The organism is Bacteroidota bacterium, from assembly GCA_013360915.1.
Taxonomy (GTDB): Bacteria; Bacteroidota; JABWAT01; order JABWAT01; family JABWAT01; genus JABWAT01.
The window spans coordinates 82,214-99,979 of sequence record JABWAT010000010.1 but is presented as its reverse complement, the minus strand read 5'-3'; the positions used below and the strand labels follow the sequence as shown (position 1 = coordinate 99,979).

At 51.4% G+C, this 17,766-nt stretch carries 11 protein-coding genes; 4 read left to right on the top strand and 7 right to left on the bottom strand.

Annotation, left to right across the window (positions count from 1 at the left end):
- The first annotated feature begins 39 nt into the window (after positions 1–39).
- Both HUU10_11460 and HUU10_11455 read left to right on the top strand, forming a co-directional pair.
- Positions 40–1,308: a T9SS type A sorting domain-containing protein gene (locus tag HUU10_11460; GenBank protein NUQ82216.1), complete on the top strand. Its 1,269-nt coding sequence runs from the start codon at positions 40–42 to the stop codon at positions 1,306–1,308.
- A 205-nt stretch (positions 1,309–1,513) separates the two neighbouring features.
- A complete protein-coding gene (locus HUU10_11455; protein NUQ82215.1) occupies positions 1,514–2,254 on the top strand; it encodes a class I SAM-dependent methyltransferase in 741 nt (246 codons plus the stop codon).
- 867 nt (positions 2,255–3,121) lie between these two features.
- Here the strand turns inward: HUU10_11455 and HUU10_11450 are convergent.
- A complete protein-coding gene (locus tag HUU10_11450; protein ID NUQ82214.1) occupies positions 3,122–3,829 on the bottom strand; it encodes an arginine-tRNA-protein transferase in 708 nt (235 codons plus the stop codon).
- Between the two features lie 103 nt (positions 3,830–3,932).
- On the opposite strand from HUU10_11450, the gene HUU10_11445 reads away from it, so the two are divergent.
- On the top strand, positions 3,933–4,334 hold the full coding sequence (locus HUU10_11445; protein ID NUQ82213.1) for an SRPBCC domain-containing protein: 402 nt from the start codon (positions 3,933–3,935) through the stop codon (positions 4,332–4,334).
- 78 nt (positions 4,335–4,412) lie between these two features.
- On the top strand, positions 4,413–5,156 hold the full coding sequence (locus tag HUU10_11440) for an SAM-dependent methyltransferase (GenBank protein NUQ82212.1): 744 nt from the start codon (positions 4,413–4,415) through the stop codon (positions 5,154–5,156).
- 53 nt (positions 5,157–5,209) lie between these two features.
- Here the strand turns inward: HUU10_11440 and HUU10_11435 are convergent, their stop codons facing one another.
- The 6 genes from HUU10_11435 to rfaE1 are packed head-to-tail and all read right to left on the bottom strand — an operon-like array spanning position 5,210 to position 17,764.
- Positions 5,210–6,478 (bottom strand): family 2 glycosyl transferase, encoded by a 1,269-nt coding sequence (locus HUU10_11435; GenBank protein ID NUQ82211.1) that lies wholly within the window; start codon positions 6,476–6,478, stop codon positions 5,210–5,212.
- Positions 6,465–9,614, bottom strand: coding sequence for a PD40 domain-containing protein (locus HUU10_11430; protein ID NUQ82210.1), 3,150 nt, complete (start codon positions 9,612–9,614; stop codon positions 6,465–6,467). The genes HUU10_11435 and HUU10_11430 overlap by 14 nt, the downstream gene beginning before the upstream one ends.
- Before the next feature lie 26 nt (positions 9,615–9,640).
- Positions 9,641–11,752, bottom strand: coding sequence for a ribonuclease R (gene rnr / locus HUU10_11425; protein NUQ82209.1), 2,112 nt, complete (start codon positions 11,750–11,752; stop codon positions 9,641–9,643).
- A complete protein-coding gene (locus HUU10_11420; protein NUQ82208.1) occupies positions 11,703–16,283 on the bottom strand; it encodes a translocation/assembly module TamB domain-containing protein in 4,581 nt (1,526 codons plus the stop codon). The genes rnr and HUU10_11420 overlap by 50 nt, the downstream gene beginning before the upstream one ends.
- A gap of 1 nt (position 16,284) precedes the next feature.
- Positions 16,285–16,776 (bottom strand): D-glycero-beta-D-manno-heptose 1-phosphate adenylyltransferase, encoded by a 492-nt coding sequence (gene rfaE2 / locus HUU10_11415; protein NUQ82207.1) that lies wholly within the window; start codon positions 16,774–16,776, stop codon positions 16,285–16,287.
- Entirely contained in the window at positions 16,769–17,764 is a 996-nt protein-coding gene (gene rfaE1 / locus HUU10_11410; GenBank protein ID NUQ82206.1) for a D-glycero-beta-D-manno-heptose-7-phosphate kinase, read from the bottom strand. The genes rfaE2 and rfaE1 overlap by 8 nt, the downstream gene beginning before the upstream one ends.
- Positions 17,765–17,766 lie beyond the last annotated feature (2 nt).

Here is a 17,766-nt window from a genome sequence, read left to right as displayed (position 1 = left end):
TCTTTTTACTTTGATCCATCCCGCTTTTCTGGAGTGATCATGACATCACAAAGTCTCGTTCTTTCCTTTCTGGCCACCTGCCTGACTCAAACCATTATTTTTAAACCAGCCGATGCTCAGATTAATCCGTATGACCGGCTGATTTTACAACACACAGGAATCGATTTTCTGCCTGCTTCAGATACTCCCAAGCTTCTGTTACGTGTGATGGAGGGAACACACGAAACCTCTTATCGATATGATTCACGAGACAGTCTGATTTCTGCAACAGTGGCCGAAGCGGGAGAGGTGGTTTATACCGATTCATATCACCGTTTTCAGGATGGAAGACTTCAGTCGGTCACCCGTCTTTCATCCGGGCAAGAGGAAATCCGTTGGTCGGCAGAATATGATTCAGAAAAACGGCCCATTGTTGTACAATTTGTACAGAGGGATAACAATCGCTGGGGCTATTCCCCAATTTGTCTTACTGGCTATGAAAATGAGTGGTCCTTTCGGGATTCAGTTTCCTATGACGAACAGGGACGGGTTGCGGCCATCAGACGGACGCTGATGTCGCGGTCTGGTCAGCCATTAGAATATCGGACGATGGAGTATACTTTTCGCAGGATGGGTGCTGAAAAGACCACCCTCATGACCGTGAAAGATGTGAGCGGAAATGTGTGGGGAACCATTCGGACTGAAGACCGGAATTTGAATCTGTTTTATCCTGCCAGCCAGAAAGTGTTTACCAACAGTGTGTTGAAAGGTTTTGCACACCACAATTCAGAGTCGGTGCCCTGGTTGGAAACAACCCTGACCTATTCTGCATTGAACTGGAGACCAGTCAGCCGGAAATCTTCAGAGATTCTGGAAAACGGACATGAATTCAATCCGGAGATCCAGAGAGAATCCTTTGAATGGGAGGGTGATCGCTTGACCAAATGGATTCATCCGAAAAGAGGGGTTCTTGAGTTGTCATATGATGATCAGGGTCGGCTCACATCGATCGGGCAGATGAAATTTTTCTACGTCGAAAAGGGACCGGCTGCTTCAACAGAAGTCCAGACATCTTTTACCGTATCGGTGTACCCCAATCCGTTCAATCCCGCTACCACGGTTCAATGGAATCAAATTTCAGAGGGTCCTGTGACCATGCAGGTTTTTGATCTCACAGGCCGCCTGATCGAGGAAACTGGTTCTGAGTGGATGCCTGCAGGAAACCACTCCCGGGTGATCAATCTGTCTGGTTATGCATCAGGAATCCTGATGTTAAAAGTGCAGGCAGGTAGTCAGCGCTCGGTTCAGAAACTATTTCTGATGAAATAAGGATACCCTTGAAAAAAATGTAAAAGCGAGCTTAGTCCCCTTCGTGCGGGTTTGGAGAAACCGAACCCGGCCTCAGATGTATCCGTTCGTGTTTCGCAACTGTGCAAAGAGAATCAATTCTTTAATATTTCGGACCAACAAGGGCAGCACTTTCAATCGCCTTCCTGTCTATAGATTTACCATTCAATTTTTTTTACATCATACCATGAGATTTTTAATCCTTTCCGCCAGAAAATTCAAAGGCTATTTTCTTAAACTCCGTTTACACGGTTTGTTGTCATGGATAACCGGTCCGGCTCTGTCCCTGTTTTATCTTTCCCGGCTGTCGGCATGGGTCAGGCAGATTCCCCGGCCGGAGCTGAACGATTTTTATGTGCCCGACCGCAATTACGAGCGCCGGTACCGGTTGTATGAGCATCTGCTGAAAAATCATACTCAGGCCTCGTTCAACTATCTGGAATTCGGGGTCGCCCGGGGTGTTTCCTTCCGCTGGTGGCTGTCGAATGTGCCAGAGCCAACCTGCCGCTTTTTTGGTTTCGATACGTTTACCGGGTTGCCCGAAGACTGGACTCTGTTTAAGGCAGGTGACATGTCGGCGGATGGTTCCTTTCCCGATGTGGGAGGTGACCAGCGGGCTGTCTTTCTGAAAGGAACTTTTCAGGAAACCCTTCCCGGTTTTCTGGATTCGTTTGCAGATGACCGTCAAAAGATTCTGCATCTCGATGCAGATATTTACACATCCACCCTTTTTGTTCTCACTCAGTTTGGTACACGCCTGAGGAAAGGTGATGTTCTCCTTTTTGATGAATTCAATGTGCCGATGCATGAGTTCAGAGCGTTTCTCGATTTCACTTCGTCCTACTACATCAGACTGCGGTTGGTAGCCGCGGTGAATAATTACTATCAGGCGGCTTTTATCGTTGAGGAAACGCCTTACCAGCTGTAAATATGGTTTTCACGAATCCTGTTAACGGCAAGCGCAGATTTAGCAATCAGGGTTTCTTCCGGCGGGGAAATTCAGATTTAAGCGCCTGACCTGAAGGAGGTGGAGCAGCTGCCGGAGTACGGGCGGGGAAAGACACCTTTTTCTGCACCTGACACCCTTTGCGTCCGGGAGAACAGGGGCCCGTCAGTTTCAGGCAGAGATGCCCGTCGAAATTGAGATGCGGACAGGAGAAACTCATAACCCGGGTAAGTAACGCAAACGGGTGATCCAAAGCAAGATCCGGGAGGATTTTGTCAAATCTGGTATCACCCTTTTCCTTCCGGTAAACAGTTGTCGGGGGGAAGGAAAATGGCGAAACCGGTTCCAATTCCGGATCGTAAAACCGGCTAAAAAACCATGTTTGAAACCGACTTTTTCCGAACCCTTCTCAGGCTGGTCTTTATCTGGGGCCTGGCAGTCTTCACCACCTGGCTGATTATTCAGTAACACTTTCCTGTAAATGCATTTAAACGCAATGCATTTAAACGCAAAGGCAGCAAAGAATTCGCAAAGGACGCTGAGTTTTTGTATTAAAAACAGAATTCGCAAAGGACGCTGAGTTTTTGTATTAAAAACAAAAAAAAAAATCTTTGCGACTTCGCGCCTTTGCGTCCATATAAAAACCCTTTGCGTTCTCCTGTATTTACCCCTGGCGCCTCTGCGTTAAAAGGCATTAAAACGCAAGGACGCAAAGAATTCGCAAAGGACGCTGAGGTTCTAGTATCGAAGACCAAAATGAATCTTTGCGACTTCGCGCCTTTGCGTCCAAATTGAAAACAAAAAAATCCATGATGTCCTTCGTGGTAACATGCCTGTTAGTTGCAACCGTTACTTAGCAGAACCAATCGCCAGATCAAACTCTGCTTCTCCGAAAAACCGTGGCAATGGAACCCATTGCTCAGACGGCCAATGATAGCCTTCCAGGCCGAAAAACTGTTTCTTGTAATCGTAAAACGATGGCTCCAGGTAGGCATATCCGGGGTAATACCAGGTTAGACCCCGCTGGATGGAGATTTGTATTTCCGCCAGCATGGTCAGAATTCCCAGGCCCCGCTTTGACCAGTCAGGATCGAACATGCCATAAACACTGCTGCCCGATTCCAGTCCCACATCGAGAAAGCTGGCAGCAATCAGGGTGGAGTCATTGAATACGGCGATGGTCTGGTTGTCGCATGGTGAAGTGGCCGGATCCTCAGTCGGGAAAAAATCATCCAGAGATTCAGGCGCTTCTGTGGTAAAGCGTTGCCTGTGCAGATCGAACAACCGGTCCAGGTCGGCAACGCGACGTGTGGGGCCGGTTCTGATGGAAAGGTCCTGGTTTCGCCGAAGGGTTTTTCGCTGACTGTCGGAGAGTTCAAATTCATCGAGCCGGACTCTCAGGGGCACCACCCGGCAGGTCTGCCCATTGTAGTCATGTGTCTGATAACGAAAAAATACCTGTCCGAAATGCCGCCAGCCGGTGCTCAGCAGGTAGTCCAGTCCACCGGGTGTCACTTGTGGGGCAATAAAGTAATTGGTCCCGGAATCATCACTCATCCGGCAAAAATACGAACCGGATTGGCTGATCCGGGCCGTGTTTCCCTATCTTGACGCTTTTCTGTATCTTCCTGTCAGCAACCAGAAAACGGAACCGGACGCCATGACTCAGACTTTCGTGATCGCTGAAACCTTTCCAGTTAATCCGGAAATTCTTTTTACCGCGTGGATGGATAGCGATGAGCATGGGGCGTTTATTGATTCAAATGCCGAAATCGATCCGGAGATAAACGGGAAGTTCACCATTTGGGATGGCTATATTCATGGGACCAATCTGGAACTGATTCCTTACAGCCGGATTGTTCAAAGCTGGCGGACCACCGATTTTCCCGACGGGGCTCCCGATTCTGTGCTTGAACTGACCTTTGAACCCAAGGGAACCGGGACCCATCTGACGCTTCGTCACTCAAAAATTCCCGAAGGACAGGCGGATGAATATCTGAAAGGCTGGAAGGAATTTTATTTCAAGCCCATGAAGGATTATTTCTCAGAGTTTGATCACTGAGTACCGAATTCTAATGATCGCTTAACGGTTCCTGTCCCGTTTTTTCCGCAATTTGTGAACCAGTGAAAAGGGGTTCACATGTCTGTTTCTGAGACTCACCTTTCCGGTTGCCTGATCTGCGGATCGGCCCTGGTTTACGAAACCGGGCTTTCGCCCATGATATGTGTCTGGTGCGGCACCGAACAACTTTCAGAAGTACGGTGTGAAAACGACCACTTCATCTGTTCAGCCTGTCATGCCAGTTCAGGCCGCGACCTGATCAGCCGTGTTTGTCTGGCCACCAATGAAACAGATCCGCTCGGATTGGCCGACCGTATTATGCATGCGCCCGGTATTCACCTGCATGGACCCGAACACCATTTCCTGGTCCCTGCGGTCCTTCTCACAGCGGTTGCAAACCAAACAAAACAGCCATCGGCTTTACCACGCTGGATCGACAAGGCCAATCAGCGGTCTATGCTGGTCCCCGGTGGATTTTGCGGAATGACTGGTACCTGCGGGGCGGCTGTCGGTACCGGTATTGCACTGAGTATCATGACGGATAACACGCCGCTGAGTGAATCGACCTGGGGACTGTGTCAGGAACTCACGGCTGCCGCCTTGTCATCCATTGCATCCAAAGGCGGTCCGCGTTGTTGTAAACGAGACAGCTTTCTGGCGATTCAAACGGCGGTCCGGTTTCTGAACGACCGGCTGGATTATACCCTCCCTGAATCTGAAATCACCTGCAGTTTTTCCGCAAAAAACAAAGAATGTCTGAAAGGACGCTGTCCGTTCTTTCCATCAGAGTCTGTGTCCATCCCGGATCCAGGTGTATTCTGAACAGGAATATTCTGCGCCTGCCTGAAAACACGTTCTGTTTTAAGGCCGGATACTCACCATTCAGCAGCCTTATCCAGAGCCCGATAAAGGGATAGCAGGGGTCCGGTACCGGAGCACGCGGTTTTGCCGGTAAGATTTAACAGCTCAAAAGCGGCGTGCTCCACAGATGTGGTGCCGTGCTCCTCATCGCGAAGGTGGTGAACCAGTTTGAGCATGGCAAACCCATCCATCCATCTCCAGAACCCTTGCAGAGCCGCCCCGGGTGTGGATGAATTGTTGAAAATGGTGGTTAATCGCAATGAAAAGTTCTGCCGGATCAGAAAGGTGGCAATTGAGGGCGGGGCGTGATGCTCCCACTCATTCCACCAGAGTGGGTTCAGACCGTTTTCGTGGATTCCCGAGATCCATGACCGCAGTTCCTTAAAAATGGCAGGTGAATAAACCTGATAGTCGGTGCTCCCGGTTTCCAGCCGATTGGAAATGGTTCGTCCGGTCCCGAAGGGGACTCGCCACGATGGCCGGGGAGAAGGGAAGACGGTTGCGGATGTCAGATCGGTAAAGCGTCCATTGGGAATGATTTTATGCAGGAAGTAAAAATCCTCACCTGCTTTACGCCGATTCATACCGCCAGATCCGAGATAAGTCTCCATGGTTACGGCCATCGAGGAACCCACGGTGTGGAAGGCAAACGGATAGCCTGCAAAACGCAACCCGCGAATGTAATATCGCAGATACAATTCATACTCAATTATGGACTGCCGGTGAAGTCCGTCTTCTGCCAATGACAGGTCGTGTTCGAAATAGAGGGAGGCCCCGTCGGGAGCACCGGTGGCAAAATGCTGGCTGAGGCTGATGAAATAATTGTCTGAGACCGTGCAATCCGCATCGAGATTCGCGAGAATCACCTGATGGTTGGCAAGGCCATCCGCCATGAGAACGGCCAGGTCCAGGCCGATTTTACGACTCAGACCCGCCCCGGCGTGTCTGGAAGGTAAATCGGGAGCATGGATGGTAATCAATCGGAGATCGTGGTTCTGCCACCTGTGCTCCCACGCTTTGCAGGTAGTCAGGTTGGCCTGAGACTGTTGTATGATCCCGGGAGTGGCGCCTTCCGGATGGTTGACAACCACCAGTATATCGATGGGAAATCCGGGCAGGGTGGCTGAATGAAGAGATTGAAGGGTGCGGTCAAGCTCTGGTTCGGCCAAAGCCGGAATGACCACCATCAGCCGGGTTCCGGGACGGAACTCAGGAACAACAATTCCCGGCGGCTGATAGCCAAACCGGCTGAACCATCGGGAAGTCTGATCAGAAATCGGCACCCAGGCTCAGATAATATTGAGGTTTGGAAGATTGACGGAAATCCCAGCGCCAGGCCACATCGAACCGTACGAGGAAGTACGCCAGATAGGTACGGACTCCCATACCGGATCCTGCGAGCAAATCCTGCAGACCCCAGTTTTTTTCTTCATTCATTCCCATCAGCTGCAGCTTCTGATCTTCGGACCAGGCGGTGCCAAGGTCGGTGAAAAGGGTTCCCATGAAGAAGGTTCCCATGGCATCGTCACCCACTTCGGGCAGAAGCCAGAAAAGCATGGGGTAGCGCAGTTCAAAGTTTGTGATGGCATACCGGGACCCGTTTTGTGCATTCAGATCATGACCCCGAAGCGGAAGCGCTGCTTCGGCAAAGACGAAGTCCTCGAGTGTGGTGAGCGGAAAATTTTCCCGGTTACGGATTTGCAGATTCAGCCAGTTTTCCACCCCTCCGATAAAGAATTTCTGAGGCGTTCCTCCATTGGAAAGGGCTCCTGCTGCCCGGATGGCAAAGGATGTGTAATCCGTTATCCGGAAGTAGGTTCGGTAATCGAAGGAAGTGGTGAAAAAGTTCACTTTATTACTCAGAGCAGAGGGGACGGAGTATAACTGGATACCGTAACGGGAGCCATTTCCGGGTCCGGTTACCCCCCACAGGGAGGTGTCATGGATAAACTGCAGGCGCGGATTAAAAAACCAGGTTTCCTCGATGGGAATGCTGACATCCTCCAGGTTCTCGCGTGAGAGAATGCTATATCCCAGATCGAGGGAGAACCGGTTGAATTTATCGAGCGGGTAGGCAATGGACAGTCCGCCTCCGTAATTGCGGTATCGGTACACATCAAAAAAACCAAACCGGTTGATCACACCCAGATACCGGCTGGAATGATACCCGAAAACACCATAATCGAGGCGTTCGGGCAGGTAGTAATAGGCCAGGTACAAATCACTGTTCTTCAAATCCAGAACCAGATTGGTGGCGAAAAAGATCTGATGATTGCCGAGCATGTCGCTGAAAAGCATATTGGTCTGGCCGTACACTCCATACAGGTTGCTGACGCTGGCATTTCCATAGATCAGATCGGGTGAAAAGTTCAGTTTGTAATCATAAACCCTGAAATCACCGGTTTCGGTTTTGTTGCTTTCAGCTGTACCGAAAACGGTGGAATAACCGCTTTCGGCCGCATTGGCCGGAACCGATAAATCATAGTTGGAAAAATCGAGTGTATCGGCCGATAAAACCTTCAGTTCGTCGGGATTGGCCGGGACAAACACGTAGGATGCAATGCTATCGGCCACCGGTGACTCAGAAATTACCTGAACCAGATCGGACCGGGTGAGGTCTTTCCTGCCAGAGTCTCGGAACCGGGCCCATTGGTTTGGGGTAAGAGAATCGCCGGGAACAGAAAGATCGAGCGGATTGCTGAGGCTGTAAATGTCGTAACCTGCAAAGGAAAGGGCTGAAAAAACCAGACGGGAACCATCGTAAGTAACCGATAACTGCTGAACACCCTGAAGGAAATCGGTAAGGGGTCTGATCTTTCCTGTTACCAGGTTGGAATGCCAGATGTTATAGGCTCCGTTCTGGTCCGAAATGTAAACGAGGTGATCATTGCTTTCGACATAGACCGGATTGGTTTCATCGATCCCGGGTGTGTCGGTCAGGCGTTTGATCTGGCGCGTTTCGGTATCCATTTCAAAAAGATCCTTCGCCCGTATATCGAGTTCGTGCAACCGGGTTCCCGAGGACACCAGCCAATCGGATTGGTAGGACTGACGGTCCGATACAAACACCACTTTGCGGGAATCGGGTGAAAAGGAAGGATCCATGTCGCTGAAGGGATCGTTGGTCAGATTCCGGAGGTTTTTGGTTTCAAGATTGTAGATGAAAATGTCGGATTGCCCGTGTTTCAGCCCCTGGAAAGCAAGCAGTTTTCCATCCCGGCTCCAGTCCACACTGAAAATTCCATCAAGACCAAGCGTTATTTTTTCGCCCTCTCCTGAATCGACATCGATCAGCATGATGGCATCTTCATTTCCGGCTTTGGTGGCAACGGCAATCCGTTTTCCATCGGGAGACCAGGACACGCCCGGAGTAAGCAGGTGCAACTCCTCAAAATCACGGCTTCGCTGACCATCGATCACTTTTTTTCTGCTTTTCCCATCCAGGCCCGACATAACATACAGATCGATATATTGATTAATATCGGTCATGTAAACCACCCGGTCTCCTTTCGGACTGATGGTCGGACTTGTGTTGTAATTGCTGCCATCTTTCCGATGGTTAACCAGACGCCTCGAAATGGTATTCACATCGGTCCGCCCGGCGATTTCGGGCCAGTAGCGCTTCTTCAGATCGGTCATCCACCGTTCTGTCAGCTCTTCGTAATTAAGCCCAATGGCACCGACGAAGGCCTGCTGAACGTCCCGTGTCGACCGGATCCGCTGGAGGATTTCTGCAATCTTCTCGCGGCCGTATTTCTGGGTAACATAATACCAGACACTTTGTCCACCCCGGTAGGCAAAATACCCCGACAGTTGTGGGATCGGATTCAGATAATTGTTAATAACAGCATCCCGCATGAACTGATCGGTGTTCGAATCCCATTCCAGTGCGCTGAATTCGGCCAGACCTTCATTGAACCAGAGAGGAATATTCAGCTGAATTCCCGAGGAGAGCACGTTCTGAAGCGAGCCTCCATAGAACATATCATTAATCACGGCATGGACCAGTTCATGGTGAATCACGTGAGCAAACTGCTGAAAATCACCCTGAAAGGGCAGGACGATCCGGTTTTTAAACAGTTCAGTGACACCACCAATCCCTTCATCCAGATTGCCCTGAATGACATTGGTCTGCTGGAACTGACTGTGTGCCCCGTAAATGATGAAGGAGATGCGGGCATTGATCGAATAATTGAAATCGGTTCTGATTTTCACATAGGCCGATTCGGCCGCATTAATGGCAAATTCGGCCAGCTTGTAATTGTTATCGGTGAAATACAGATCGAAATGTTCGGACTGAATAAAGCTCCAGTTAAAATCGTGATACTGAATTTTATTCTGTCCAAAATAAAACTGGGCAGACAGGGGGGTGGTCCAAAAACCGATCGCCAGTAAAAGCCAACTGCGCCATGCATTCATACGGGTCTCTCCGGTTACACGCCCGTTCAGCGGGCTGGGATAAAGTCAATTTGTCGTTTGGTCGGATCTGCATTCATACAAACCACGCGGATCGGGTCACCGAGCCGGTAAATCTGTTTTTTGCGCTCTCCGTGAAGGGCATGTCCATTTTCAATAAACGTATAATAATCATCATTCAGATCCCGGATGGAGATCATGCCTTCCACCAGGGTGTCCTGTACCTGAACGTACAATCCATATTGGGTGACCCCACTGATGATAGCATCGAAGGAATCCCCGATCCGGCTTTTCATGTACTCAACCTGCATCAGTTTCACCGATTCACGTTCGGCTTCCACTGCTTTTCGCTCGGTCATGCTGCATTGTTCCGCCAATCCGGCCAGTGCCTCGTAGCCATAAAATGGCTTAACCTCCTGACCGATGATGTGCCTGATCAGCAACCGGTGCACCAGCAAATCGGGATAGCGACGGATGGGTGAGGTGAAGTGGGTGTAATCACTGAACCCGAGACCAAAGTGTCCGATGTTATCTGCCGAGTAACGGGCTTTTGCCATACTGCGCAGAGCAAGATCATGTACCACGTTCTCCTCGGGCGTTCCTCTGACCGATTCCATCAGTTTCTGCAGGTGACGGGCTGTTTCCTTTTCATCGCCAATGACCAGCTGGTATCCCAATTGTTTCACAAAGGCCGACAGGTTAAACAACTTCCCGGTATCGGGCAAATCGTGAATCCGGTAAACCGCCTGAATGCCATGCTTTGTTTTCAATGAACCCAGTGACCTGGCCGCCACCTGATTGGCCAGCAGCATAAAATCCTCAATCAGCCGGTGACTGGCCAGTCGCTCCTTGCGTACAATGGCAATGGGTTCCCCCTTGTCATTAAACCGGAACCGTGCTTCTGGAGTGTCAAAATCGATGGATCCGTTTTTAAAACGACGCTTCTGGAGAGCCTGTGCCAGCCGGTTCATCTCCTGTAACAAATCAGCATGTTCCCCGGCTCCCGAGTCCAGAATTTTTTGCACTTCCTCATAAGTGAACCGACGCTTGGAGTGAATAACCGTCCGGGCAAACCTTGCTGAACGGACTGCGCCGGCCGGGGTAAGGGTGATGATGGCCGAGACGGTGAGGCGGTCTTCGTGAGGAACCAGTGAACACAGATGATTGCTGAGGCGTTCAGGAAGCATGGGTATCACGCGATCCACCAGATAGATGGAAGTTCCTCGTTTCTGTGCTTCACGGTCAATGGCACCCCCGGGAACCACATAATGGCTGACATCGGCAATATGAACGCCAAGTTCAAGCAGACCATCGGGTAAAGTGGTGAGTGAAACGGCATCATCGAAATCCTTCGCATCATCAGGATCGATGGTGATGACCAGACGATCACGCCAGTCCTCGCGTCCACTCAGGTCTTCTGGGCGGATTCCGGGCAGGTCCGCAGCTTCTTTTTCAATGGCGGCCGGAAAAGCGTCATCCAGATTCAATCCGCGTGCAACCGAAATGACCTGTACTTTCAGATCCTTGCTGTTCCCCAGAATTTCAGTGACACGGGCTTCCGGGTTGATAAACGGATTGGTCCATTCCTCAAGCGCAACCATCACCTTGTCTCCGGGTCTGGCTTTGTTCAGATTCCGGTTGGTGATATAAAAATCCCGGTGGATCCGTGGGTCATCAGGAACAAAGACATGGAAGTGACGTTGTTTTTCAATGGTTCCGACAAAGGTCTGGCGGCCCCGCTCAATCACCCGGATGACCTGGCCTTCGGTGCGGTCACCTGTCCGTTTCGGATAGACCTGTACCTGAACCAGATCTTCGTGGAAGGCGGTGAGCAGATTCCGTTCCGAGATGGCCACCTCGGTTTCCTCGTTCATTCGAACAAAGCCGGTTCCCGACCGGGTAACCATCAGTTTCCCCTCGATAATGGTATCGGGGACCATGAAACTGTATGTTTTGCCTTTGCGGCGCTCCAGTTTGCGGGCCTGGACCAGTTCGTTTAACAGATCGTTGAACAGGCGTTCAAATTGTTTGGGCTGATGGCCCAATGCACGGGTGACCTGGCTGGCTGTGTAGCTTTTCGGGTATTTTGCTTCAAGGAACCGGAGGATTTCCAGTCTGATTTTCTCTTTCGGATCGCTCACGGATCGGATCTCTTTCTTCTTGCCGGCGGAATAAATCGGCCCAGCGGTAAAAATTGGTGCGGTAAAACAAAGATACTCCCCTGACGATCTGTTCGTTGGTATCGAACGTATATGGATCGTAATTCTGGAAAATATCCCAGCTGAGACTGTTGGTCAGTTTGTTCTCGAGACGCCAGCTGAGGCCCAGCCGGTTTGCCGAGGTCTGACCGGTCAGATTGGTGCGTTCATCCGACAGGTTGTAACTGAGACCGCCGGTGAATGACCAGTTTTCGGATATGTCATATACAAAGGTTCCACCGATGTTTTCGGCCTTTCCTCCCTGATTATCCACCTTGAAGTTCACATACCTGATTTTGTTATCCACACCGCCCAGAAAACGGCCGATGTGGTTGCTCAGAACGCCGAATCCGGCATTCAGGGTGGTGCTGGTGATATCATCCTGAAGGTTAAACTGCAGGTTGCTTCCCTCGGTGAACGGATCATATAACCACTGACCGATCAGCAGCAGACTGATGATGTTGGCAGGCGCCTTGTCCTTCATGGCGGGATCAGTGAGGGTTGAACGGGTCAGTTCACTTTCCTCGGTGGTCCGGGTGGAAACAATGTCATAGGAAAGAACCGGTTCCTGAACAGCGCCTTTGATTCCCAGACTGATCACATTGTTTTCGCTCACGGGTTTTGCCGGATCGGTATTGATGAAACGGCTGATGGTCGTTTTGGCAACCAGATTCAGTTCGGGAGCTACCGGATCGCCGGTCCAGGAGATGGCACCACCCTGTTCGACCTGAAACTGAGTGGTATAAAAGTTGTAAAATCCTGAATTAACATTGAGTGCGCCATTGGCAGTCAGGTCCTCATTCTGGTACTGAATGGTCAGATTTCCATTCAGCTCGGTCTGAAGCTGTTCACCGGTGGCCCGGTTAAGAATGATGGTCAGGTAGGCATTCTGGCTGGCATCCACCTGTAAAAAGGCACTCAGCCCCGAAGCAAATCCCTTTTCCTTCTTTTTTAGCGGGAAACGGATGGTTTCTGTTTTCCCCGTGGTGCCGTTTGCTTCCTCCCCTGTCGGGCGCAGGTCGGATTGATTGACGAACGAAATGAAACTGTCCTCGTTTTCGGTACGCTGGTTGGCTGTGGCGGTTACCACCGTGAGGGCGGCCCGGCGGATACGGACATTCCCGTTGATCGCGGATTTTTCATAACTGCCCTTCAGTGTCACCGTTCCGGTAAGGTCCACCGCTCCGTAATAGATTTCAGATGGGGATGGTGTCTTGTTCAGGACCGGAAGGTTATTCAGGACCAGCGTGAGATTCAAATCATTGGATGGCAGATAATTTTTCAGACGGAAGGAACCGTACAACTTGGCCTGGCCCGACTCTCCGCTCCAGGCATCGATGGACCTGATCCGTATGATGTCATTGGCAATGGCAGCCGACCCGCTGATGTTCCGGTAAGTGACATTGGTGGAAGTCAGCCGGACCTGACCATCCGTGAAGCCTACTTCACCAGAAAGGTTGGGTTTTTCCACTGAACCGGCTACCGTCAGCCGGGCCCGAAGCAGCCCCTTCAGCTGGCTCACGCCGGGAATCAGATTCTGGAAGAGACTCAGATCAAAATCGAGGGCTTCCAGATCGGCGCGCATTTGATTCCGCTTCGATTCATCGGGAATAACCGCAGGAAGAACCGGGTAAAATCCGCGGGACACAAACGCCGTCCGGTCGGATGGATCGGTCAGCCTGGCATCGTAAGTGAGATAGCCACCATCGACCGAGGCCAATGCACTCAGGTCACCATAGATGGTTTTTCCCATGGAAATCTGGTCCCACGCGGCTGTTGCAGATACCATCGGATTCTGCAAAGTCCCGATGGCATCCACAGCAAAGGAAACCGTTCCTCCCGGAAAGACCGTCAGGTCATTGCTAAATGCAGAAACAAGACGGGACGGGCTGATTCCTGATCCTTCGATCCGCAATTGATCACTTCCATCCTCATCAAGTCCGCCTGAAATGCTGACCAGACCATACGGACTGGATAACCTGAAATTGTCGATGGATAGTGCTTTACCGGTGAAAGTGATGGGGCAGATATCTTCGAGAACCCAGTCACCAGGTTTCAGCTTGGCCACAAACTGGATCAGATTCAACTGAATCAGGTCTGGCTGAAATGTCAGGTCAAAATCAAATAAACCAGAAACCAATCCGGTGGGATCGTTCAGTTCAGAAGAAACCGAAATGGTTCCGTTATTCAGCCACAGAAGAATGTCGGCCTGGCCCCAGTTCCGGTTGACCGATTCAATCCGGTCGGCGGTGAAGGTGAGCGAACCAATGGAATGCCTCAGTGCCGACACAATGTTGATGGAGTCGAGCAATCCGATCACTCCGAGATTTTTAATTTTCAGGCTGTTTTCAATCTGAAGCGAATCGAGCCGTATATCGAGACTGGCCAGTGATTCACCTCCGCGTACCGTTGTTTTCCCCGATCCTTTTCCTGCAACCGCAATCATGGGGGCTTTGACCAGACTCAGCACCGGAATCACCGATTTGATGGTCCAGGACCAGTTCAGATCGGCCGGAGTCAGCCATCCGGGTGCGGGTGTTTCAGACTCAGAAACTGAGTCGGATTCCATCCAGCGGGGAATCGATTCGAGAGTGGCAAGACCATGCTGAACCCAGTAATCAATGTCCTGGGAACCCCGCAGTTGAATGTTCAGCCAGGAACCCAGCAATGACAGATCGAAACGTTCCCCACGAATATTATAAAACTGAATGTCATGGCTGGAGGTGCCAAAGTCGTACCCGCCGATCACCCATTCACTGAAAAAGGCGGTGGCACTGATGTCGGTGGTGTCAGAGAACATCATGTCAACAGCGGTTTCTCCCGAAATGGAGGTCACTGCCAGAGAGGGAACCAGCATGTTCAGGTTCAGCTGGTCCAGATACAGTTCACCATGATTTCTCAGAATGCCCTCATCTGAAATGAGGAAACCATCCGCTGCAAGCGTCCCTGCATTGGTAACCAGACGAATCAGATAATCCAGTTCACCCGGCCGGCCGTTCAACGTGGTGGTCAGGCTGTCAATTCGGTAGTTACCCCATCGTGAGTCAGAAATCCGGACCGATCCCTTCGTCTGAATATCATCAATGGTAAATCCTTCTCCTCCGATGGAGGCCACTCCTGTTATGTCCCCATCCAGGGCCGGATTTCCGCCAAGCCATCCGGATGGATTAACCGACCGGACCTGAACCGTTCCCTGATACCGGGTAACCGGTTGAGTCATATCCATCGAAACCGATCCGGTGGCTGAACCGGCCGATTCGCTGTCAACAGAAATCCTTGCCGAGAAATTGAGAGGATTGCCACGGTAGGCTCCTGACAGGTTAACCAATCCCGCTCTGCGGAAATCGGGGAGCGGAAGGGTCTTCAGCAAAGCGGACAGATCGGATGAATACGCGGTGGAGGGCAGCAGATTCAGATCAAATGACATCCGGTCGATGTCGGTGAGATGGTAAATCGTTCCGTCTATGGCCAGCCGTGTGGAATCCCCGAGTCCGACAGTGACCGATTTTACAGTCAGCGTATCAAGCGTTCCGCGGACCAGCGCTCCAAGCCGGACAGGTCCGTGAACCATGTCGACAACCGAAAGAAATGTGGTCAGGTCTTTAAAATGAAACGGATCGAGACGGATGGAGGCTTCGAACGGGGTGGCGGGAATCCGGTCGCTCCATCCGGGTGAAAACCGGAAAAAATCGGGCAGACTGAACCGGGCTGACCCGCTCAGACGGGTATTTCCGGTTTCGACCAGCAGAGAATCAGCTGTGAGCGCCTTCTGATCATACCGGCTGAGCAGCCTGAACTGTTTCAAGGTAAATCCGGAAAGAGAATCACGGACCGACAAATCGTGAATATTAAAGGAGGATACCGCATCAGGACGGAAGGTCAGTGAGGATCGCAAATGAAGGTTCGTAAAGTGAAAATCGGAATAGTTAAACCGGTTCAGCAGGGCCAGGCTGTCCGGTCCGCCATCGGCTGTTCTGAACCGCACGGTTCCGTTCTGAATACGAAGCAAACCCACCCGGATCCGGTATTGCATCAGATCCAGGGGTTCCGAGTCTGTGGAATCGTCTGCGGTCGCATCGGTCAGTCTGGACAGGTTCCATCCGTTCAGACTGTCTTCAAGTACGGTAAACCCGGGATCGATAAAACTGATTTCTGAAAGAGACAGGTTGTTGAAAACCAGAAACAGGGGCATGTATCTGATTTTGAGCTCTTTTGCCTGAAGGACAGGGAGTGAATCGGGACCGGTCAGGGAAATGTCATGGATGGAAAGCCGGGAGAAAAAATTGCCCGAAACGGCCCCGATGGTGAGACGACCGTGAATGGATTCGTTAACGGCCTGTTCGACACGTTGCCTGACCTTTTCGCGGAACCAATCTGTCTGGCTGATCATCAGACCGAGCAACAGCAGGGTCAGGATGAGGTAAATACTCACCAGTCCTGCGTAGGTCAGAAAACGGATCAGCCGACGGGCCACATTACTCTCCGGTATAAACGCGGATCACTTTTTCGATCACATTGGTGGTGGAACGGTCCGGAGTCAGTTCAATGGTGAGCACCCGTCCGCCATGGGCTTCGACCACTTCGCGCCCGACCACTTTGCTGATGTCCCAATCAGCCCCTTTGACAAGGTAATCCGGAATGATGGCATCAATGACGGCGGCCGGGGTGTCTTCTTCAAAAAACACCACATAATCCACACAACGGAGACCGGCAAGCAGGTAAGCCCGGTCTCCCTGCGGGTTGATCGGCCGCTTATCTCCCTTGATCCGCCTGACCGATGAATCGGCATTAACCGCCACGACCATTGCATCCCCGAGGTTACGGGCTTTCATCAGATACTCAACATGTCCCTTGTGGAGAATATCGAAGACGCCGTTGGTGAAAACCAGTTTGCGTCCTTCTGCCTTCAGTTGTTTTCTGATCGGAATAAACTCGGTCAGACTCAGAATACGGCCAGGTTCAACCATGTACTTTCCTTCCAAATTCAAGAATGGCATCGGGAGTGACCGGAACGATCCCCACTTCGCCGACCACATACCCTCCGGCCAGATTGGCAAGCGTGGCTGCTTCTTCCACCGATGCACCGGCAGCCATGGCCATGGTCAGGGTGGCGATCACTGTATCACCGGCACCCGACACATCGGCCACATGTTTGGCCCGTGTGGGAACGTGCTGAACAGATCCATCCGATGAAAACAGAGACATGCCTTTTTCACTCCGGGTAATCAGTACATGTCTGGCATTCAGCCGGGCAAGCAATTCCCGGCCGGCCTCTTCCACATCGGCGTCGGTCCGCAGTTTACGACCCAAACCTTCACTGGTTTCCTTCAGGTTTGGCTTAAAAACCGTTACCTCACGGTAAGCAAAGAAATTGGAAAGTTTCGGATCGACCATAATCAGTTTTCCATGCCGGTTGGCCGAGTCGATGGCACCCCGAATCACGGTTTCCGTCATGACTCCCTTGTTATAATCCTCCAGAATGAGGGCATCGAGTTGCGGCATCAGGTCCTCCAGTGAGGAAAGCAGCCGCCGGGCCACGTCTTCCCCGATGGGGTGACGATGTTCATGATCGATCCGCACCACATGCTGCTGGTGTGCAATGACCCTCGTTTTGACGGTGGTCATCCGGTCCGGATCCCGGACGATACCTGCCGGATTGATTCTCAGATCACGGGTCATGGAAATGAGGGCATCGCCGTTGGAATCTGCACCGGCCACTCCGGCCAGAAAACAGCTGCCTCCCAGCGAGACAATGTTATTGCCAACGTTGGCGGCTCCGCCAAGCCGTGCGCTTTCCTGCGTGACTTCCACAATGGGGACCGGGGCCTCCGGACTGATCCGGGTGACATCTCCCCAGATATACCGGTCAATCATCAGATCGCCCAGAACGGCCACGCGGCAGGTTTTCATCCGCTCGAACAAGTCAAACAATCGTGTTTCCTGAAAAGGTACCATGC